Origin of the sequence: Mycobacterium sp. 236(2023) (assembly GCF_029623955.1) — a bacterium.
Classification (GTDB): domain Bacteria; phylum Actinomycetota; class Actinomycetes; order Mycobacteriales; family Mycobacteriaceae; genus Mycobacterium.
The window spans coordinates 473759-494296 of the sequence record NZ_JARSBP010000002.1 but is presented as its reverse complement, the minus strand read 5'-3'; the positions used below and the strand labels follow the sequence as shown (position 1 = coordinate 494296).

At 66.2% G+C, this 20538-nt stretch carries 23 protein-coding genes; 5 read left to right on the top strand and 18 right to left on the bottom strand.

All coding sequences use genetic code 11. The features are described from left to right. Nucleotides 1-37: 37 nt before the first annotated feature. Both P9A17_RS04845 and P9A17_RS04840 read right to left on the bottom strand, forming a co-directional pair. On the bottom strand, nt 38-1219 hold the full coding sequence (locus tag P9A17_RS04845; RefSeq protein ID WP_278037458.1) for an FAD-dependent oxidoreductase: 1182 nt from the start codon (nt 1217-1219) through the stop codon (nt 38-40). 64 nt (nt 1220-1283) lie between these two features. Next, the gene (locus P9A17_RS04840) at nt 1284-1730 is read right to left on the bottom strand and encodes an Lrp/AsnC family transcriptional regulator (RefSeq protein WP_278038608.1); all 447 of its coding nucleotides are present in this window, start codon (nt 1728-1730) and stop codon (nt 1284-1286) included. 120 nt (nt 1731-1850) lie between these two features. Here P9A17_RS04840 and ddaH point away from each other — a divergent pair, with 120 nt between their 5' ends. The 3 genes from ddaH to P9A17_RS04825 are packed head-to-tail and all read left to right on the top strand — an operon-like array spanning nt 1851 to nt 4923. Beyond that, nucleotides 1851-2693 (top strand): dimethylargininase, encoded by an 843-nt coding sequence (gene ddaH / locus P9A17_RS04835; protein ID WP_278038607.1) that lies wholly within the window; start codon nt 1851-1853, stop codon nt 2691-2693. A gap of 5 nt (nt 2694-2698) precedes the next feature. Then, on the top strand, nt 2699-3901 hold the full coding sequence (gene rocD, locus P9A17_RS04830) for an ornithine--oxo-acid transaminase (protein WP_278037457.1): 1203 nt from the start codon (nt 2699-2701) through the stop codon (nt 3899-3901). Continuing rightward, on the top strand, nt 3898-4923 hold the full coding sequence (locus P9A17_RS04825) for a nitronate monooxygenase (RefSeq protein ID WP_278037456.1): 1026 nt from the start codon (nt 3898-3900) through the stop codon (nt 4921-4923). Before rocD ends, P9A17_RS04825 begins: the two co-directional genes overlap by 4 nt. Before the next feature lie 9 nt (nt 4924-4932). On the opposite strand, the gene P9A17_RS04820 is transcribed toward P9A17_RS04825, so the two are convergent. The 11 genes from P9A17_RS04820 to P9A17_RS04770 form a co-directional block, all read right to left on the bottom strand. Next, the gene (locus P9A17_RS04820; RefSeq protein ID WP_278037455.1) at nt 4933-5790 is read right to left on the bottom strand and encodes a mycofactocin-coupled SDR family oxidoreductase; all 858 of its coding nucleotides are present in this window, start codon (nt 5788-5790) and stop codon (nt 4933-4935) included. Nucleotides 5791-5832: 42 nt separating this feature from the next. Continuing rightward, nucleotides 5833-6660 (bottom strand): SHOCT domain-containing protein, encoded by an 828-nt coding sequence (locus tag P9A17_RS04815; protein WP_278037454.1) that lies wholly within the window; start codon nt 6658-6660, stop codon nt 5833-5835. Nucleotides 6661-6685: 25 nt separating this feature from the next. Continuing rightward, nucleotides 6686-7477: a cutinase family protein gene (locus tag P9A17_RS04810; RefSeq protein ID WP_278038606.1), complete on the bottom strand. Its 792-nt coding sequence runs from the start codon at nt 7475-7477 to the stop codon at nt 6686-6688. Nucleotides 7478-7624: 147 nt separating this feature from the next. Beyond that, nucleotides 7625-8419 (bottom strand): hypothetical protein, encoded by a 795-nt coding sequence (locus P9A17_RS04805; protein ID WP_278037453.1) that lies wholly within the window; start codon nt 8417-8419, stop codon nt 7625-7627. A gap of 197 nt (nt 8420-8616) precedes the next feature. Beyond that, nucleotides 8617-9807 carry an elongation factor Tu gene (gene tuf, locus P9A17_RS04800; protein ID WP_278037452.1) on the bottom strand — a complete coding sequence of 397 codons (1191 nt, stop codon included), beginning with the start codon at nt 9805-9807 and terminating at the stop codon, nt 8617-8619. An 82-nt stretch (nt 9808-9889) separates the two neighbouring features. Then, nucleotides 9890-11992: an elongation factor G gene (gene fusA / locus P9A17_RS04795; RefSeq protein WP_278037451.1), complete on the bottom strand. Its 2103-nt coding sequence runs from the start codon at nt 11990-11992 to the stop codon at nt 9890-9892. 77 nt (nt 11993-12069) lie between these two features. Then, nucleotides 12070-12540 (bottom strand): 30S ribosomal protein S7, encoded by a 471-nt coding sequence (gene rpsG, locus P9A17_RS04790; protein WP_278037450.1) that lies wholly within the window; start codon nt 12538-12540, stop codon nt 12070-12072. Further along, nucleotides 12540-12914 carry a 30S ribosomal protein S12 gene (gene rpsL / locus P9A17_RS04785; protein ID WP_003929602.1) on the bottom strand — a complete coding sequence of 125 codons (375 nt, stop codon included), beginning with the start codon at nt 12912-12914 and terminating at the stop codon, nt 12540-12542. Before rpsL ends, rpsG begins: the two co-directional genes overlap by 1 nt. A gap of 271 nt (nt 12915-13185) precedes the next feature. Next, nucleotides 13186-13764, bottom strand: a complete 579-nt coding sequence (locus P9A17_RS04780; RefSeq protein ID WP_278037449.1) for a TetR/AcrR family transcriptional regulator — start codon at nt 13762-13764, stop codon at nt 13186-13188. Between the two features lie 56 nt (nt 13765-13820). After that, the gene (locus tag P9A17_RS04775; RefSeq protein WP_278037448.1) at nt 13821-14354 is read right to left on the bottom strand and encodes a DUF3558 domain-containing protein; all 534 of its coding nucleotides are present in this window, start codon (nt 14352-14354) and stop codon (nt 13821-13823) included. A gap of 1 nt (nt 14355) precedes the next feature. After that, nucleotides 14356-14913 (bottom strand): DUF3558 domain-containing protein, encoded by a 558-nt coding sequence (locus P9A17_RS04770; RefSeq protein ID WP_278037447.1) that lies wholly within the window; start codon nt 14911-14913, stop codon nt 14356-14358. A gap of 91 nt (nt 14914-15004) precedes the next feature. On the opposite strand from P9A17_RS04770, the gene P9A17_RS04765 reads away from it, so the two are divergent. Both P9A17_RS04765 and P9A17_RS04760 read left to right on the top strand, forming a co-directional pair. After that, nucleotides 15005-15358 (top strand): DUF3060 domain-containing protein, encoded by a 354-nt coding sequence (locus P9A17_RS04765; RefSeq protein ID WP_278038605.1) that lies wholly within the window; start codon nt 15005-15007, stop codon nt 15356-15358. 2 nt (nt 15359-15360) lie between these two features. After that, nucleotides 15361-15753, top strand: a complete 393-nt coding sequence (locus P9A17_RS04760) for a DUF3060 domain-containing protein (RefSeq protein ID WP_278037446.1) — start codon at nt 15361-15363, stop codon at nt 15751-15753. A 3-nt stretch (nt 15754-15756) separates the two neighbouring features. Here the strand turns inward: P9A17_RS04760 and P9A17_RS04755 are convergent, their stop codons facing one another. The 5 genes from P9A17_RS04755 to P9A17_RS04735 are packed head-to-tail and all read right to left on the bottom strand — an operon-like array spanning nt 15757 to nt 20393. After that, nucleotides 15757-16515, bottom strand: a complete 759-nt coding sequence (locus P9A17_RS04755) for a crotonase/enoyl-CoA hydratase family protein (protein ID WP_278037445.1) — start codon at nt 16513-16515, stop codon at nt 15757-15759. Continuing rightward, nucleotides 16512-17225 carry a PaaX family transcriptional regulator C-terminal domain-containing protein gene (locus tag P9A17_RS04750; RefSeq protein ID WP_278037444.1) on the bottom strand — a complete coding sequence of 238 codons (714 nt, stop codon included), beginning with the start codon at nt 17223-17225 and terminating at the stop codon, nt 16512-16514. The genes P9A17_RS04755 and P9A17_RS04750 overlap by 4 nt, the downstream gene beginning before the upstream one ends. A gap of 11 nt (nt 17226-17236) precedes the next feature. Next, nucleotides 17237-18175: a crotonase/enoyl-CoA hydratase family protein gene (locus P9A17_RS04745; protein ID WP_278037443.1), complete on the bottom strand. Its 939-nt coding sequence runs from the start codon at nt 18173-18175 to the stop codon at nt 17237-17239. After that, on the bottom strand, nt 18172-19800 hold the full coding sequence (locus P9A17_RS04740; protein ID WP_278037442.1) for an acyl-CoA dehydrogenase family protein: 1629 nt from the start codon (nt 19798-19800) through the stop codon (nt 18172-18174). Before P9A17_RS04740 ends, P9A17_RS04745 begins: the two co-directional genes overlap by 4 nt. 50 nt (nt 19801-19850) lie before the next feature. Beyond that, a complete protein-coding gene (locus P9A17_RS04735; RefSeq protein ID WP_278037441.1) occupies nt 19851-20393 on the bottom strand; it encodes a hypothetical protein in 543 nt (180 codons plus the stop codon). Nucleotides 20394-20538 lie beyond the last annotated feature (145 nt).

Below are 20538 nucleotides of genomic sequence, written 5' to 3'. Positions count from 1 at the left end.
GCACACTGATTTCAGCCAACGGCCGAAGCTGTTGCAGCTACCCCAACAGATCCGAAATCGGAGCTCCCGCAGCGATCTTCGCCCGAACCTTCATCACCTTGCCGGGGAATCCGCCACCGACGACTCCGACCACGACACCGTCGCGCTCGTAGTAGGCGAGGAACTTGCGACCGTCGTCCTCGACGATGTGGACGGTATCGGTGGCCTCGGGCTCACCGAGCGCCTGGATCTTGACGTCGTACTGGTCGCTCCAGAAGTACGGGACCGAGACCGCGGCGGGCGGCTCCTGGCCGAGCAGCGACGGCACCAGCACCCGTGCCTGATCGGCGACGTTGCTCCAATGTTCCACGCGCACTTGGCCTCCTACGGTGTCGCGCCACGACGCCACATCGCCGATCGCCCACACATTGGGCGCACTCGCGCGACCCACCTCGTCGCACACCACACCGTTGTCGATCTCGAGGCCGCTGCCATCCAGCCACTCCGTCGCCGGGTGCGAACCGATCCCGACGATGACGATGTCAGCGTCGAGCTCGGTGCCGTCGCTCAGCGTCACCTTGCGCACCCGGTCGTCACCGCTGACATCGGAAACGCCGACGCCACAACGGACGTCGACCCCTTCCGCGCGGTGCAGCCGCGTCACCAGATCGCCGATCTGCTCGCCCAGCACGGACGCCAGCGGCGCCGGCTGCGGCTCCACCAGGGACACCTCGACGCCCAACTTGCGCAAGCTGGCCGCCACCTCGCAACCGATGAATCCCGCGCCGACGACGACCGCGCGACTCGCGGAGCCGGCCTCGCGGCGCAGCGCCAGACTCTCGTCGAAGTTGCGCAGCACGTGGATCCCGGGCAGGTCGGGAAATGACCGGATCCGCTTCGGCACAAGGCCGGTCGCGATGATCAGCTCGTCATAGCCGATCTGCGACCCGTCGGCCAGCGTCAGCGTCTTGGCTGCAGTGTCGACGGACTTCGCACCGTTACCCAGTGCCACGGTGATGTTGTTCTCGGAATAGAACTCGGCGGGCTTCAGCGTGACGTCGTCCGTCTCGGCGCGCAGCACTTCCTTGGACAGCGGCGGCCTGTCGTACGGCAGATGGTCTTCGTCGCTGACGATGGTGATCGCGCCGGCGTACTCAGATCGGCGCAGCTGCTCCGCGGTACGCGCGGCGGCGAGCCCGCCACCGACTATGACAACGCCGGAATCCCCTGATGTGCCCACTTGGGTTTTTTACACGATGCCGCCGAACTGATGCGCGCCACCCCACGAGCACGTGCTCAGCTTCTTACCCCGGTGAACGCTCGATGATGTTCGACAGGACGACGATGCTTTCACTGCGCTCGATGTCTGCACTGGCGCGAATCCGTTCCAAAGCCTCCTCCAAATGCCGCATGTCGCGGGCCAGCACATGCAGCATTGCGTCCGCTGTCCCCGTCACCGTCGCGGCGCCGACCACCTCCGGAATGTCCTTCCAGGCGGCACGCAATTCCGCGGGCGCGATCGTGCCGTGGCAGAAGACCTGCACGTACGCCTCGGTGGTCCAGCCGAGTGCGTTGCGGTCGATCACTGCGGTGAACCCCCTGATCACACCGTTGTCCACCATGCGGTCGACACGTCTCTTGACAGCGGGGGCCGACAGGTTCACCTGCAGTCCGATCTCGGCGAAGGTGGCCCGCGCGTTGTCCGCGAGTTCGGCCAGAATTCGCTCGTCGGTCTCGTCGAGACGGTCCATGTTCACCTCTGCACAATAAATCACTGCAAACAGCTCGATGGCGCAATGAATCTAACTTAGACACGCAAGATTCGTCGATTGATTGCGTCACAGAGCCCTCATATCGTTGATCCCATGACGATGGACATCGCCGCTGCCCAGGTAACCGACACCGCGACCGAGCGTTCTACCCGTACCCGCCGCTACCTCATGACCGCGCCCACGTTCTTTGCCGTCGAGTACGTCATCAACCCGTGGATGGACGCCGCCACCCCCGTCGACACCGACCGCGCCCTGTCCCAGTGGGATGCGCTGCGCGGGACCTACCTCGACCTCGGCCACAGCGTCGAGCTCATCGAACCGATGGCCGGACTTCCCGACATGGTCTACGCCGCCAACGGCGGGACCATCGTCAACGGCAAGGCCGTCGTCGCGCGATTCGCACACGCCGAGCGCGCCGGCGAGGCCGTCGCCTACGCCGAGTGGATGGCCCGCAGCGGCTACGAGCCGTTCGAGACCCGGCACGTCAACGAGGGTCAGGGCGATTTCCTCACCGTCGGCTCCGTCATCCTCGCGGGCTACGGCTTCCGCACCGACCGCCGCGCGCACGACGAGGTCGCCGCACACGTCGGGATGCCGATCGTCAGCCTGGAGCTCGTCGACCCCCGCTTCTATCACCTCGACACCGCCCTGGCCGTCCTCGATGACGCCACTATCGCCTATTACCCACCGGCGTTCGCTCCGGAATCCCGCGTCACGTTGGCCCGGATGTTCCCGACGGCCATCGAGGTCGCCAGCGCCGACGCCTACGTGCTCGGCCTCAACGTGGTGTCCGACGGTCTCAACGTGGTGCTGCCCGCGGCTGCCACCGGATTCGCCGACCAGCTGCGCAACGCCGGATTCGCGCCCGTCGGGGTCGATCTGTCCGAGCTGCTCAAGGGCGGCGGATCGGTGAAATGCTGCACGCTGGAGGTACATTCGTGACAATCATGACGTCAAGAACCGAGGCGATGATCGAGCTCGATGCGCGCCACGTCGCGCACAACTACTCGCCGCTGCCTGTCGTCGCCGCCACTGCCGACGGCGCCTGGATCACCGACGTCGAAGGTCGCCGGTATCTCGACTGCCTGGCCGCGTACTCGGCCGTCAACTTCGGCCACCGCAACCCCGAGATCATCGCCGCTGCGCACGCGCAGCTCGACGCGGTGACGTTGGTGAGCCGGGCGTTCCACTCCGACCGCCTCGCCCCGTTCTGCGAAGCGCTGGCCGGACTGTGCGGCAAGGACATGGTGCTGCCGATGAACAGCGGCGCCGAGGCTGTCGAGAGCGGCATCAAGGTCGCGCGAAAATGGGGCGCGGACGTCAAGGGCATTACCAACTCGAATATCATTGTGGCGCAGAACAACTTCCACGGACGCACCACAACGATCATCAGCTTCTCCGACGACGAGACGGCTCGCCGGGGCTTCGGGCCCTACACCCCGGGATTCCGGTCCGTCCCCTTCGGAGACGCCGACGCTCTCGCGCGCGCCATCGATGACGAGACCGTCGCCGTCCTGATCGAGCCGATTCAGGGTGAGGCCGGAATCATCGTGCCGCCCGACGACTACCTGCCGCGCGTGCGCGCCCTGTGCACCAAGCGCGACGTGCTGATGATCGCCGACGAGATCCAATCGGGCCTCGCACGGACCGGACGGACGTTCGCATGCGACCACTGGGACGTGGTCCCTGACATCTACCTGCTGGGCAAAGCACTCGGCGGCGGTGTCATGCCGCTGTCCGCGGTGGTCGCGGACCGCGACGTCCTCGGCGTGCTGCATCCCGGCGAGCACGGCTCGACCTTCGGCGGCAACCCGCTTGCCGCGGCGATCGGCGCCACGGTCGTCGCGATGCTGGGGCGTGACGAATTCCAGCAGCGCTCAACGGAACTCGGAATGCATCTGCACTCCCGATTGCGGGGAATGATCGGGCGTGGGGTCACAGCTGTCCGCGGCAAAGGACTGTGGGCCGGCGTCGACATCGACCCGGCCTTGGGGACGGGCAAGCAGATCAGCGTCCGGCTCGCCGAGCGGGGCGTGCTCGTCAAGGACACGCACGGATCGACGCTGCGGTTCGCACCGCCGCTGGTGATCACCGCCGACGAAATCGACTGGGCCGTCGATCGATTCGCCGAGGTACTGTCTCAGGGGTGAGCGCACTACAGAATCTGGGTCTCGAACTGCCCGTGCTCCCCGCACCGATGGCCGGTGGAGCGACGACGCCCGCGATGGTGATCGCCGCCGCCCGCGCCGGGTCGCTGGGGCAACTCGGCGCCGGGTACAAGAGCGCCGAGGCCCTGGCCGCCGAGATCGCCACCGTGCGCGAGGCGTCGATTCCGTTCGGCGTCAACGTGTTCGCGCCGAATCCCGTGCCGATCTCGCAGCCGGACTATCACCGGTATGCCGCCGAGATCCAGCGCGAAGCGGACCGATTCGGTCTCACCCTGCCCGCCGAACCGATCGAGGACGACGACGCCTTCGACGCCAAGATCGACCTTCTGCTGAGCGCTCCGGTGCCCGTCGTCAGCTTCACCTTCGGGCTGCCGGAACTGCAGACCGTCCAGGCCTTGCAGAAGGCCGGAACCGTCGTCATCCAGACCGTGACATCGCCCGAAGAGGCCGCACTGGCGGCGGCGATCGGGGTGGACGCGCTCGCGGTCCAGGCCAGTATCGCCGGCGGACACTCAGGCACCCTGACCCCCGAACGGCTGCCCGAGGCCGTTCCCGTCGACGAACTGGTCCGTCGGGTGCGCGCCGCAGTGGCGCTGCCCCTCCTCGCCGCGGGCGGCCTGTCGACCCCGCAGGACGTGCGCGCGGTGCTCGGGGCGGGAGCCGAAGCCGCGGTGGTCGGCACCGCATTGTTGCGCGCCGACGAGAGCGGCGCGTCGGCCACCCACAAGCTTGCGTTGACGGATCCCTCTGCGCCACCGACGGTGCTCACGCGGGCCTTCACCGGACGTCCCGCGCGCGGGATCCTCAACGGATTCATCGAAAAGTACGAGCCTTCGGCACCTTTGGGGTACCCGGCCGTCCACTATCTGACCAGCCCGCTGCGCAAAGCTGCGGCGGCCGCCGGCGAGCCGGGACTCGTACACCTATGGGCCGGAACGGGATACCGGCACGCCACCGCGAAACCCACCGCGACGATCCTGGCGCGGCTGGCCTCTGCGGCCTGAAACTGCGGCCTAGTACTTGGCGGTGCCGCGGTCCACGGCGATCTGGGACCCGGAGATCGTGGCCGACCCGTCACTGGCCAGCCACGCCACCACGTCGGAGACCTCGTCGGGCGTCATGAATTCCTGCAGGCCCGGCTTGCCGTCGTGCGCAACGGGTTTGTACGGCATCGGCGAGAAGCTGTGCAGGAACGCCGGGTACTTGCCGAAGATCTTCATCATCTCTTCGGGTTCCACCATCGGGGTGTCGATCGAGTACGGGTGGATCGAGTTGACCCGGATCCCGAACTCCCCCGCCTCGATCGCCAGCGCGTTGGTGAGCGCCACCAGACCGTGCTTCGATGCGGCGTAATGCGCATTGCCCGGGGTGGCCTTTGTCCCCGCCGACGAGCTGACGATGACGATGGAGCCGCCATTGCCCGCCTCGATCATCGCGGGCAGGACGGCCTTGATCGTGCGCCACGTGCCGTTGAGGTTGACGTCGATGACGCTGTCCCACTGCTCCTCGGACATCTCCCAGATGCGGCCCCAGCTCAGGATCCCCGCGTTGGCGACGACGATGTCGAGCCGGCCGAACTGCTCCACACCGTCGGCGACGAGCTGCTGCTGCGCGGCGAGATCGCGGATGTCCACCTCGCGGGCAAGGGCCTTGCGGCCGGTGGCCTCGACGAGACGCACGGTCTCGGCCAGGTCCTCCGACGTGGGCATCGGATACGTGACCGCCTCGGAGACCGGCTTGCAGACGTCGATGGCGATGATGTCGGCGCCGTCGTTGGCGAGGCGGACCGCGTGGGACCGGCCCTGACCTCGTGCCGCCCCGGTGATCAGAGCGACGCGGCCTTCGAGTGGTGCACCTGATGACATGGGCATCAGGCTAACAGCAGAACTAGAACGCGTTCTAGAGTCCGGGAATCAGATGTCGGCGATGATCTGCTGGCGCTTGGCGGTGTACTCGGCGTCGGTGATCGACCCGGTTGCCCGCAACGTCTCGAGCTCCTGAAGGCGTTGCGCGGTGGTCGCTTCGGCGGGCGGCGCGCTGTAGGAAGCGGCGGCCGGCACCGGAGGCGGCACGGCCTGCTGCGCCGCGGCACGGCGGACGATGGACTGCACCTGTGCTCGGGCGGTCGGGTTGGAACGAAGGTCGATCATGTTGTTCATGCTGATGCCGTTGGACTTGAGCACCTGCAGGATCTCCATCAGCGGCTCCGTCTGCCCCGTCAGGTCGTAGGTCCTGTTGTCCTCCGCGACGCTGAACGTCGCGGGCATCAGACCGCCGACCAAAGCGCTGCGCTCCCAATCGATCTGGTAATCGTTGGTCGCCGGGTCGACCAGCGCGACAAGCTTGCGGTTCGTGATCATCGGCAGCCTGCCCACCGACGCCACCACCTGATCCTGCGTCGAGAACGGCGTGATCCCCGGCCCGGACACCTGAAGGTCGATCTTCACCAGAGGCTGGTCGTTGATGCGGGTGTTCGTCTCGTGGATGCCGACGACCTGGGCCAGCGCCAGCACCCCGGTGGCCTCCAGAGCTTTGGTCTTGGCGGCCGACCTGGCCCCGAAACCGGTGATCGCCACAGCGATGAGGACGTCGACGACAGTGATCAGCAGACCCGTCCACAACATCCATTCCAGCATCGGGTCGGCACCGGTCGCGAAATAGATGACCAGGAAAATCGGGCCGACGATGCCGCACAACAACGCGAACAGCTGGATCTTGACATAGCGCCAGAACGTGGACACCGCGACAGATTAGCGCCAAACGGGGTCAGGAACCCGCTGTTACCTGCACCGGAAGCGCGACGGGATTCGGCAGCAAGGCCGGGCGCTGCGCAACGAGCTGATACAGCGGGGCGGTCCATGAGTCCATCGCGGCTGTGCTGCGTGCATAGCTGGTGTGGATGGCCACCGCGGCCGGATTCATCTCGTCCTCGGCGTCAGGGTCGTAGTCGCACACCGCATCACCGATATTGCAGACGCTGATCGTGCGGGCACCCATCGTCACCGGCAGCGGTGCGGGAGCGTGCGCGAGAATCGGCCAGTCCTGCGCGACGCCCTTGCCCGCCCCGGGCACCGAGACCACGGAACCGATGTTGATGGTCGGGTCCTCGGGCAGGCGATCGCCGTCGGCGACCAGCAGTGCGGCCGCGAGGTTGGGGCTCACATCGAGGGCATGCAGATTGCGGTGCACCACCATCGCGCCCTGGGAGTAGCCGGCGAGGACGACCTGCGAGGTCGGGCACTGCGCCACGAAAGCCTGATACTGCTCACCGAGCGCGGTGGCACCGGTGTCGACGCTACCCATGAAGCCGAGCCAGTCGAGCGCACCGCCATCCTCGGGGACGGCGGTGGCCGGGTAGTTGACGGCCTCCGCCGTGATCGTGCGGCCGCTCTGCTGTACGTAAGCGGCGAAGTCGCGGTAGGACTTGTACATGACGCGGCCCATGCCGCCGTCAGCGGTCAGATCCCCGGCGCGCTCACCCGAACCGGCCGCGCCGATCCAGTGAACATCCGGGCATGCAGGCTGTGCAGATGCCGTTCCGGCGGACAGACCGAGCATGGCAGCGCCGCCCACCAGGACAGAGCCTGCGAAGGCGGCGATACCACTGAAAATGCTTCTCACTACGTGAACCTCATAACTCACCCCGGCCGACCCCTCGACAGCCGTCGCCACATACATCGGCTCGCCCGGAGCGGGTGTTACAGGTCAGAAGTGGGGGATGATCCTGTCCCAGTGGATCAGAGGCGGCCGCGGTGGCGGAATCTTCGTAATGTCCAGCTCACGCGGCCACTGCGGCGGCGGGATCTTCGTGACGTCCAGTTCGCGTGGCCACTGCGGCGGCGGGATCCTGGTGATGTCCAGCTCGCGGGGCAATTGCGGAGGCGGGATCCGGGTGAGCGCCGCGAGGGGGTCTGTCGGCCGCTGGTTGTTCATGGCCGACGCGACGATCGCGTCACCGATCAGGTTCAGGGTGCCGCCGCCGACCCAGCCGGCAGTGCCCGTCACCGCGCCGATGATCGCGTCGATGCTGAACCCGGGATTCACCATGACGTTCGGGGTCAGGTTGATCGGAGGCAGCGCGGCGGGGCCCGCGAACGGCCACACCGGCATCCCCCCTTGCGGCGGCGGAGGCGCGCCATCGGGGTTGCGGGCCGGCGCGGTGGCCGCCATCGGGAAGTACTGATTGAGCGGACGGTCCCAGTTGATCGAATTCGACCTCGGCGCAACCGGTTCCGATGGAGCCGCCGTCATGGTGATCGGTGCGGGCGCCGCCGGCTGCGGGGGTGGCGGTGGTGGTGCGGCTGCGGGGGTCACTCCGGCGGCCACGCTCGTGCGTTCGGCAGGCGTCGGGTCGTCGGAGACCTTGTCGACGGTCCACACCAGCGTGGCGATCGTCGCCACGGAGACGGCCGTCGACACGCAGGCGATGATCTTCCAGGGATCGACCCGGCGTCTGCGCTCAGGCACCGAGATCGGTTCTGTTTCATCTACGTTCGACATCGCGTCGGTCACGCTATCAAGGCGGCCGTTGCTTTGGGGGGCTACCTATTGCAGCCGGCGAGCGTGCGCCAAATGCCAGATTTCGCGGCGCGTCAGCGTGCAGACACGCGCGCTCGCGGTGCAAGCCGGATACCGCGAAAACGACAGTGGCGCCCACCCTTTCGGGTGAGCGCCACCAATCGTTGGCTGAGACTAGATCACTTGTGGATCTTGGTCACGCGGCCGGCGCCGACCGTACGGCCACCCTCGCGGATCGCGAAGCGCAGGCCCTCGTCCATGGCGACGGGCTGGATCAGCTTGACGGAGATGTCGGTGTTGTCACCGGGCATCACCATCTCGGTGCCCTCGGGAAGGGTCACCACGCCGGTCACGTCCGTCGTACGGAAGTAGAACTGCGGGCGGTAGTTGTTGAAGAACGGCGTGTGGCGGCCACCCTCGTCCTTCGACAGGATGTAGACGCTGCCGTCGAACTCGGTGTGCGGCGTCGTGGTGCCGGGCTTGACCACAACCTGGCCACGCTCGACGTCCTCGCGCTTGATGCCACGAACCAGCAGACCGACGTTGTCGCCCGCCTGGCCCTGATCGAGCAGCTTGCGGAACATCTCGACACCGGTGACGGTCGTCTTGGTGACGGTCGGGCGGATGCCGACGATCTCGACTTCCTCGTTCACGTTGATCACGCCACGCTCGACGCGACCGGTGACCACGGTGCCGCGGCCGGTGATCGTGAAGACGTCCTCGACGGGCATCAGGAACGGCTTGTCGGTCTCGCGGACCGGATCCGGGATCGACTCGTCGACAGCAGCCATGAGCTCCTGAACCGACTTGACCCACTTCTCGTCACCCTCAAGCGCCTTCAGGGCCGAAACCTTGACGACCGGGGCGTCCTCGTCGAAGTCCTGGGCGGCCAGCAGTTCGCGGACCTCCATCTCGACGAGCTCGATGAGCTCCTCGTCGTCGACCATGTCGGCCTTGTTCAGCGCGACCAGGATGTAGGGCACGCCGACCTGGCGGGCGAGCAGCACGTGCTCGCGGGTCTGCGGCATCGGGCCGTCCGTGGCGGCGACCACGAGGATTGCGCCGTCCATCTGGGCGGCACCGGTGATCATGTTCTTGATGTAGTCAGCGTGACCGGGGGCGTCGACGTGCGCGTAGTGACGCTTCTCGGTCTGGTACTCCACGTGGGAGATGTTGATCGTGATACCGCGCTGACGCTCCTCGGGCGCATTGTCGATCTGGTCGAATGCGCGCGACTCGTTCAAATCGGGGTACTGGTCGTGCAGAACCTTGGTGATTGCTGCAGTGAGAGTGGTCTTGCCGTGGTCAACGTGACCGATGGTCCCGATGTTGACGTGCGGCTTCGTCCGCTCGAACTTCGCCTTCGCCACTTCTGTGTCCTCCTGGACTTGTTGGTGCTCTTACAAAGCAGTTGATGTGTTCAGTTGTGCGGTCCTCGCGAGAGGCTACCGGTTACTGTCCGGTGGCCTTCGCGATGATCTCCTTCGACACGGCCGCCGGAACTTCGGCGTACGAGTCGAACACCATGGAGTAGTTCGCCCGGCCCTGGGTCTTCGACCGCAGGTCTCCGACGTAGCCGAACATCTCCGACAGCGGCACGTGCGCCTTGACGACGCGGGCACCGCTGCGCTCCTCCATGGCCTGGATCTGACCACGGCGAGAATTCAGGTCGCCGATCACTTCACCCATGTAGTCCTCGGGTGTGGTGACCTCGACGGCCATCACCGGTTCCAGGATGACCGGCTGCGCCTGCGCGGCAGCCTTCTTCATGACCTGGGATCCGGCAACCTTGAAGGCCATCTCAGACGAGTCGACCTCGTGGTACGCACCGTCGAGCAGCGTCAGCTTGACGTTGACCAACGGGTAGCCGGCCAGCACGCCGTACTGCATGGCGTCCTGCGCACCGGCATCCACCGACGGGATGTACTCGCGCGGGATACGACCGCCGGTGACCTTGCTCTCGAACTCGTAGGTGGCACCGTCTTCGCCGGTGAACGGCTCGATGCTGACGAGAACCTTCGCGAACTGACCCGAGCCACCCGTCTGCTTCTTGTGGGTGAACTCGACCTTCTCGACCGCGCGCTTGATGGTCTCCTTGTAGGCCACCTGCGGCTTGCCGACGTTGGCCTCGACCTTGAACTCGCGACGCATGCGGTCCACCAGGATGTCCAGGTGAAGCTCGCCCATACCGCCGATGACGGTCTGGCCGGTCTCCTGGTCCAGGTGCACCTTGAACGTCGGATCCTCTTCGGCGAGCTTCTGGATGGCCGTTCCCAGCTTCTCCTGGTCGCTCTTGGTCTTCGGCTCGATGGCCACCTCGATGACCGGATCCGGGAACGTCATCGACTCCAGAACGATCTGCTCGTTCGGGTCGCTCAGCGTGTCACCGGTGGTGGTGTCCTTGAGGCCGATCACGGCGTAGATGTGGCCGGCGGACGCCGTCTCGACCGGGTTCTCTTTGTTGGAGTGCATCTGGAACAGCTTGCCCAGCCGCTCCTTCTTGCCCTTGGTCGAGTTGACGACCTGAGAACCCGAATCGACCTTGCCCGAGTACACGCGGACGTAGGTCAGCTTGCCGAAGAACGGGTGCGTCGCGACCTTGAACGCCAGGCCGGAGAACGGCTCGTCGGCGGACGGCTTACGAGAGATGATCTCGTCTTCCTTGCCGGGAGCATGGCCTTCGGCTGCGGGGACGTCCAGCGGGGTCGGCAGGTAGTCGATGACGGCGTCGAGCATGGGCTGCACGCCCTTGTTCTTGAACGCCGAACCACACAGCACGGGGTAGCCGGAGCTGGTCACGGTCAGCTTGCGCAGACCGCGCTTGATCTCCTCGATCGTGAGCTCTTCGCCGCCGAGGTACTTCTCCATCAGGTCGTCGTCGGTTTCGGCGACGGCCTCGATCATCGCGGTGCGGTACTCCTCGGCCTTCTCCTGCAGATCGGCCGGGATGTCGACGACGTCGTACTTCTCGCCGAGCTTGGTCTCGCCACGCCACACCTTGGCCTTCATCTCGACCAGGTCGACGACGCCCTCGAAGTCACCTTCGGAGCCGATCGGCAGCTGGATCGGGACGACGTTGGCACCCAGGCGGTCCTTCATCGTCTGCACCGAGAAGTAGAAGTCGGCGCCCAGCTTGTCCATCTTGTTGACGAAGCAGATGCGCGGCACGTCGTACTTGTCGGCCTGACGCCAGACCTGCTCGGACTGCGGCTCGACGCCCTCTTTACCGTCGAACACCGCGACCGCGCCGTCGAGCACGCGCAGCGAACGCTCCACCTCGACGGTGAAGTCGACGTGGCCGGGGGTGTCGATGATGTTGATCTGGTTGTCGTTCCAGAAGCAGGTGGTCGCAGCCGAGGTGATCGTGATACCCCGCTCCTGCTCCTGCTCCATCCAGTCCATCGTCGCGGCGCCGTCGTGCACCTCACCGATCTTGTAGCTGATACCGGTGTAGAAGAGGATGCGCTCGGTTGTCGTCGTCTTGCCGGCATCGATGTGCGCCATGATGCCGATGTTGCGGACCTTCGTGAGGTCGGTCAGCACGTCCTGTGCCACGGCTAAGTTCCCACTCTTTCGCTTGCTCGGTTGCTGTCGTCTTGCACACCTGCGGCGCCTTTACCGCAGGTGTCGAATCACCAGCGGTAGTGCGCGAAGGCGCGGTTCGCCTCGGCCATCTTGTGGGTGTCCTCGCGTCGCTTGACGGCGGCACCCAGGCCATTGCTCGCGTCGAGGATCTCGTTCGCGAGGCGCTCGATCATCGTCTTCTCGCGGCGGGCCTTGGAGAAGCTGACCAGCCAGCGCAGCGCCAGCGTGGTGGACCGGTCGGGGCGGACCTCGACGGGCACCTGGTAGGTGGCGCCACCGACGCGGCGGCTACGGACCTCAAGCGAAGGCTTGACGTTGTCCATGGCCCGCTTAAGCGTCACGACCGGATCGGTGCCGGTCTTGTCGCGGGCCTGCTCGAGCGCACCATAAACAATGCGTTCGGCCAGCGATTTCTTCCCGTCCAGCAGGACCTTGTTGACCAGCTGGGTGACCAGCTGGGATCCGTAGACCGGATCGTTGACCAGCGGACGCTTGGGTGCGGGGCCCTTGCGCGGCATCAGCTCTTCTCCTTCTTGGCGCCGTAACGGCTGCGGGCTTGCTTGCGGTTCTTGACGCCCTGGGTGTCGAGCGAGCCGCGGATGATCTTGTAGCGCACACCGGGGAGGTCCTTCACACGACCACCGCGAACGAGCACCATCGAGTGCTCCTGCAGGTTGTGGCCTTCACCCGGGATGTAGGCGGTGACCTCGACCGCGCTGGTCAGGCGCACGCGCGCGACCTTACGAAGCGCCGAGTTCGGCTTCTTCGGGGTCGTCGTGTACACGCGAGTGCACACGCCACGGCGCTGCGGGCTGCCCTTGAGGGCCGCGGTCTTCACCTTGGCGATCTTGTCGCGGCGACCCTTACGGACCAGCTGGTTGATGGTTGGCATGTACCGGCTTTCTGTGTTGCTTCGTCTAGCTACGTCTTAAGTTCTCTGTACTGCTGCTATGCCCGCGCTGGTTCCCCCGCGGCCGGGCGTGTCGCATGCGGCCACCGTGGATTCTCGGATAATTTCCAAGGCACCCCACGAGGCGGGACGTGCGCATTAGCCCGGCGTGCAGGCATGCTGATGCCCGCAAAGGACACAAGCGCCCTATCTGCCAGGCACGAACGTCCACAATACCAGGGCTACATACCTCGACAAAACCCGCTGACCTGCGCTATCGGGACTGCATACCCGATGCGAGCCGCATGACCATGTCGGTGAACACGGCATCGGTGTCGATTCCGCTCATCACTCCGGTCATCTCCAGCAGCACGAAGCCGTGCATCGCCGACCAGAACTCGAGCGCGGCGAAGAAACCTGCCTCGTCGTCGAGGCCGTAGGACGCCAGCACTGCGATGACCGGCGCGGCCGCCGCGCGGGTGACCTCGGTGAACTCCGGGTCATCACCCCCGCCGAGCGGCATCCGGGTGAACGCGGAGTACCGGCCGGGATGGTGATGGGCATAACTGCGGTAGGCGCTGGCCATCACGACGACCGCGTCGTCGGGGTTGCGGCCCTGGCCGACCGTGTTCAGCATGTCGATGATGTCGCCGACGACGCGCATCCGCACCGTGCGGCGCAGATCGTCGAGGCTGTGCACGTGGTTGTACAGCGACGGCCCCTTGGTGCCGAGCTGATTGGCCAGCGCGTTGATCGTCAGCGCGTCCCAGCCTTCCCGGTCCAGGAACGTCAGCGCGGCGTTGACGATGGAATCACGGCTCAGCTTCGCCGAACGCGGCGGCCGAGCTGCCATGTCGCCATCCCCCTCGGATCGTCAGTCAACCCAGGGCTGCCGGGTCAGCGAGCACTCTAGTTCACGCGCTGTTGGCTCAGCTGCGCCAGCTGTTCGATGATCGAACACAGATCAGGCATGGTTTGTGAATTCATCGTCTGGATCGACCACGTGATCACATCGCCACCCTTGGCCACATAGATGCTGCACGCGGTGTCGTCGTAGGCCTTGAATCCCTTGTTGTCGTCGATGGACAACTCCGTCAGCGTGCGGCCGGCGAGCTCTTCGAGTTCCCGCTCGGTGTCCATGTCGCTGCCGCGGTACCACCACGTCGAGATGCCCATCCCGGCACCGAAGTTGTCGATCATGCTGTTCTCCTGCCAGAAACACCCGGCATCGCTGACCACGGCAGGCAGGTAGAGATCAGATCCGGCGGCCGCGGCGACGTCGCCATCGGTGACGCCGTTGCAGTCGACGCTCTGGAAGCCCTCCCCGGACTGCTGCGCCGGGCCCTCGGCGGTTTCGTCGGCCTGGTCCGGTGCGCCGCATCCGGCCAGCAGGACACCCAGAGTCAGCGCCGCACAGATGCGGCCGGCAGTTCGTGCACGCATGTCACAGGTCCGAGCGCAGCGTCGCCGACAGCAGCTTCTCGGCGTCGAGACAGGGGTCCCCGGAGGATTGCCCGCGGTACTGCACCCACCAGCTCAGCACTCCGCTTCCCGCCGCGGCGGTCGCCGAGCAGGCCGCCCCCGTCGTGTCGCGACGCGCCAGGAACGCCTTGTGCCGCTCCACGACGACGTCGGTGACCGCCGCGCCCCGGGCCGTGGCGACACCGCGCTCCCGCGCCAGACTTCCGGCGTCGAACCAGGAGAAGATCACGTCGACGGTGGTGGTCTCATCGCGCTTGCCGCGCATCAGGATGTACTGGCAGACCGCGCCGCTGTAGGGCCGCGTGACATCGTCGGCGCCCAACGTGGATTGCACGGTGGTGTTGTCGAGCAGACCACATCGCTCGTTCTGGTAGCCGTAGCTACGGCCGGGATCGGGGACACCGGGGTCGGACCTCTGCGCCGTTCCCGTCACCGTCTGCGAGCAGCCCACCAGGGTCGCTGTCGCTGTGACCGCCACCATGACTTTCCGCATGAAAACCTGCACCACACGTTGACGCATCGCCGCTCACGCTACTCGTCTCCGTGATCCACGACAGCGTGAGCGAACGACGTCGTAGGCTGCGGGGGTGACTGCAACGGCTGTTGGACGAATGCTGGCTGTGGGTGCGCTCGCGGTGTCGGCCGCGCTGACGTCGGTGTCCCCCGTGGCACACGCCGAGAACGGCGACACCCACATCACCGGGCAGGGCATCGTCCGGACTTTGAATTGCAATGATTCGACGCTGTTCGTCATGGGCACCGGCAACCAGATCTTCGCCCTCGGCAACTGCTACGCGGTGACGGTGCAGGGGTCCTCCAACGTGATCGTCGCCGACAACGTCGTCAACGACATCACCGTGTACGGCTTCGACCAGACCGTCTTCTACAAGACCGGCTCCCCCTTCGTCTGGGACCGCGGACGTGAACTGGGGATGACAAACCGCATCGATCGGGTACCCGCCTAGACATGCTGGTTCGTCTGGGCGTCTTCCCCGTCGTTGCTCTCTCCTTTGTTCTGGCGGGGTGCGGGTCCGGCGGCTCCGACAACCCGACCGTGACGGCAGGCACCTCCGGCGCGCAGGTCGAGATCGGCAACACGATCAACTACGGATCCTTCGGCACAACCACCGAGATCGACTGCGCCGACGGCAAATCGCTCAACGTCGGAGGGTCCAACAACACCCTGACCGTCACGGGGACATGCGCGGGCGCCAACATCGGCGGCGCCGACAACAAGATCACGTTCGACAGGGTCGACGGCGAGTTGTCGGTCGTCGGCATCAACAACACCGTCACCTACCGCGACGGCGAACCCACGATCAACGACACCGGCAGCAACAACAGCGTCACCAAGGGCTAGCTGTCAGGCTTTGCTGCCGTGCCTGCCCGCCCCCTTGGCGAACCGGGCAGCACCCGCCAGCGACTCCACGGCGACGCGCGACAGGCTTCCGAACTCGACGTCCATCGCCTCGGCCTCCGTCATGCCCCATTGAGTGAGCACCGACATGCGATCCGAACGAAGACACTGCTGAGGCAGAGCAGCCAGTTCTGCGGCGAGCTCCTCGGCTTTCGCGCGGGCCTGCCCCGTCGGCACCACGCGGTTGGCCAGCCCGATCGCCAGCGCCTCCTCGGCGTGCACGGCGCGTCCGGTCAGGATCAGATCCATCGCGCGGCTGTGACCGATCAGACGGGGCAACCGAACAGTGCCGCCGTCGATCAGCGGGACGCCCCAGCGCCGGCAGAAGACGCCCATCACGGCATCCTCTTCGACGACGCGCATGTCGCACCACAACGCCAATTCCAGACCGCCCGCGACAGCGAAACCACTGATCGCCGCGATGACGGGTTTGGACAGCACCATGCGACTCGGCCCCATCGGGCCCGGACCGGTGCGGTGCACAGGGTTGGAGTCCGCGGTGCCCATCGCCTTCAGATCCGCTCCGGCGCAAAAGGTTCCGTTGTCACCCCACAGGACGGCGACGGCCGCGGACTCGTCCTTGTCGAACTCGTCGAACGCGGCGTGCAGCTCCATGGCTGTCGGCCCGTCGACCGCGTTGCGCGCCTGCGGCCGGTCCATGATGACCGTGGTGACGGGACCGTTCTTCTCAACCTTGACACTCATCGGGCCTCCATCAGTTCTGCACCGTCGCGTCGCGCGACGAGTTCGGCGGCGAAATTCTGATAGGCGCTGCGCAACTGCGCTCCCGGCCAGCCGGCAGGCAGCAGCTCGTCGGGCAACACCGGATCGGTCAGCAGATGGCGCACGATGGCCGCCGCGACGGTGAACCGGCCGGGAACATCTCCGGCTCCGGCCATCTCGGTCAGCAGGCGAGCACCGGTGTCCGACCAGTCGGACAGATCCCACAGCTGCGCGGCGAGTTCGGCCGAATCACCGTCACGCGCCGCCAGGACGCGCACCCGGTTCCGGACGTCCTCGCCGAGATCCAGCGCCACGTTGTCCGGACGCATCCAGACGCCTTCGCGAAGTTCGGCAAAGCGTTTGTCCTGCAGGGTGTTTCGCAGATTGGCGCGGGTCTTGGCATCGTTGCCCGTGCTCGTGATCACGAGCGCCACCCAGCTGCCGTCCCATGCGTGACTCGTCGGAGTGATGGCACCGTCCTGCCTGCGCTGGCGGGCCAGCAGTCGATCCGAGAGCCGGTAACCGTCCTCGGAACGCACCAGGTCGCCGGCACTGACCATCCGCGTCAGCGCCACCCGCACCGTCGACTCTCTGATCTCGAAATCACTGGTGAGACGGATCAATTCGGCAGCAGTCGCCCAGGCCGGGTGCGCGCCCAGCAGCACGCTCAGCACGACAGAACGCGCCGTCATCCGCTGCACGGTCACACCCCGGAGGTCGAGCGCCCGTGATCGCCGAAGGGCTCGTCGCGCCGGCGCACCGCATCACGGAAGCCGTGTTCGCGGGCCTGCGCGACGAAGTCGTGCCCCTCAGGAGTGTGCCGGGCGATTCCGTCGAACACCGTGGAGATCATCGCGCTGTTGGCGACCCCCTGGCTGTAGAGCGCGCTGTTCATCGCGAGCTTGACCATGATGAGCTGGTTGACGGGGACCGCGGCGATGCGCTCGACGAGACGCTCGGTGCGGTCATCCAGGTCGGCAGGATCCGGCGCCTCGACCGCGAGACCCCACTCGGCTGCCTGCGCGCCGGTGATCGTATCTCCGGTCAGCAGAAGACGTTTCGCACGCTGATCACCGAGCCGATGCGCCCACAGGCCGGCGGCCGGAACACCCCACACGCGCGTGGGCGGGTAGCCGATCTTGGCGTCCGCCGCAGCGATCACCTGGTCGGCGTGCAACGCGATGTCGGTACCTCCGGCCACGCAATAGCCATGGATCTTGACCACCGTCGGCTTGTCACAGCGCATCAGGCTGGAGAAGCCGCGGACGAAGCGGCTCATCATCTGGTAGTCGACCATCGGGTCCCACGGCTGGTCGGGCAGATGGTTGATCGCCTGCGTCTTCCCGGACAGCACCGTGCCCTTGTAGGGGTTTCCGCCACCTGCCGACGACGCCCCCTCGGCATACGCCGACAGGTCGAAGCCCGCGCAGAACCCCTGGCCGCGGCCCGAAACCAGGATCACGTGCACATCCGGGTCCAGGTCGGCACGCTCGACGAGCGCCGAGAGTTCCAGTGGAGTGTCGGCGATGATCGCGTTTCCCTTGTCCGGCCGGTTGAACGTGATACGGGCGACGCGGTCGGTGACCTCGTAGGTCATCGTCTTCAGGTTGTCGAAGTCGACGGGCCTGATTGCGTGCGTCACGATTTGACCAGCGCGCGCTCGATGATCGGCGCCAGGTCCAGGCCCGTCGGCAACGTGCCGAAGGCACCACCCCACTGCCCGCCGAGCCTGCTGGTCAGGAACGCTTCGGCGACCGCGGGGTTGCCGTGGCGCACGAGCAGCGAACCCTGCAGAGCCAGCGCGATGTCCTCGGCTACCTGGCGGGCGCGGTACTGGACCGACTCGAGGGCGGCGAGTTGGTGCTTGAGGTGTTCGACCCGGGAGTCCAGACGGGGGTCGTGCCCCTGTGTCCCGGCAAGCTCGTCGAAGAGCACGTCGATGCACTCGGGCCGGGTTGCCATGGCGCGCAACGTATCCAGTGCGCTGACGTTGCCCGATCCTTCCCAGATGCCCATCAGCGGCGCCTCCCGGTACAGGCGCGGCATGCCGGAGTCCTCGACGTAACCGTTGCCGCCCAGGCACTCCATCGCCTCGGCGGCGTGCGGGGTCGCCCGTTTGCACACCCAGTACTTGGCCGCCGCCAAACCGATTCTGCGCAGCAGTGTTTCGCGCTCGTCACCCCTGACTGCGCGGTCGGTGGCTCCGGCCATCCGCATCGCCAGCATCGTGGCGGCCTCAGCCTCGACGGCGAGGTCGGCGAGCACGTTGCGCATCAGCGGCTGGTCGATCAGGTAGGACCCGAACGCCATGCGGTGCTGCGCGTGGTGGGTGGCCCGCATCAGCCCGTTGCGCATGCTCGTCGCGCTGCCCAGCGTGCAGTCCAGCCGCGTCAGGTTGACCATCTCGATGATCGTCGCGACCCCGCGGCCCTCCTCCCCCACCAGCCACGCCGTCGCGCCGTCGTACTCGACCTCACTGGAGGCGTTGGCGTGGTTGCCCAGCTTGTCTTTCAGACGTTGCAGGAACATCCGGTTTCGGCTGCCGTCAGGCAGGATCCGCGGCAGGAAGAAGCAGCTCAAGCCGCCAGCAGCCTGGGCCAGAACGAGGAAGACATCGCACATCGGGGCGGACGTGAACCACTTGTGGCCGCGCAGCGCGTACGTGCCGTCGCCATTCGGGGTCGCCTGCGTCGTGCCCGCGCGCACATCGGAGCCGCCCTGCTTCTCCGTCATCGACATGCCCGCCGTGATGCCCGGCTTCGTCGTCGGCACAGCCAGTTCGGGGTCGTAGACCCGGCTGGTCAGCAGCGGTTCGTAGACCGCGGCCAGTTCGGGATTGTGGCGCAGCGCGGGCACGACGGCGTACGTCATCGATATCGGGCAGACGTGGCCGGGCTCCGGTGTCCACACCGAGGTCTTGGCCGCCCGGACCACGTGGGAGCCGGGGCGGTCGTCGGCCCACGGCGCCGCGTGCAGGCCGTGACCCACGGCCACGGTCATCAGCTCGTGATAGGCGGGGTCGAATTCGACCTCGTCGACGCGGTGGCCGTAGCGATCGTGGGTGTGCAGCACCGGCCGGTTGCGGTCGGCGAGTTCACCCCAGCGCTGCGCCTGGGTGGAACCGCCGAGGGCGCCCAGCGTCCACACCTCGTCGGCACCCCATTCGCCGCCTTCGCGGATCAGCGCCTCGGCGAGGACCGGCGTCGACGCCGGGTTGAAGTTCTCCAGCGGTGGAACCTGATTGGTGACGACATGCGTGTCCTGCATGTCCCCACTGTTACATCAAACGAACGATCGCACAAGAACTGTAATACGGCCTAGCTGCCGCCGCAGAGCTGGGCGAGTTTGTCGCGAGCCTGCTCTGCTGCCAGATAGCGGCCGGCTTGGAGTTTGTCGTCGTTCGCTATACCGGCGAGGGCGTTGATGCCGAGCTGCTGCAGGGTGGTGCCGAACGATCGCGCGGCATCGGCGAGATCTGCAGGAGCGTCGGTGCCGATCTGGCTCAGCAGATAGTCACCACCACCCAGCATCGCCAGACGCGCATTGCCCGCAACCGCTTCAACTGCGGCGGGCTCAGGTCCGATATTGGCGTTGGTCTGCAGTTGTACGGCCATGGCGACGACGTGCCCCGCCGTGCAGACACGCTCCTTGGCATCCCCGGAAAGCGGTGTGCCCTCGGCGGTAACGCCCACCGGCTCAGGCGTGCTCACCAGCGCCCACACCGCCAGAGCCACAGCAATCAGCGCTACCAGCAACGCAATTGGGCCGGTTTTCGAGTTGGTGATAGTGACCTTCTGCGCTTTGCGCGATACCCGAGATTCGGTGCGCGCTTCCGTTGAGTCGTCTCTGCGATCGGTCACGACGCGATGGTAAAGGCATAAGGCGGCACCCCGTGTGGAGAATGTCGAAAAGCGACATTTCGGCGACCCGATCGACACCTCGACTTACGTTCCTCCGCAATGGATGTGTTGTGTATTGTCAGCCGTCGGGGATGCGATTCTTAGG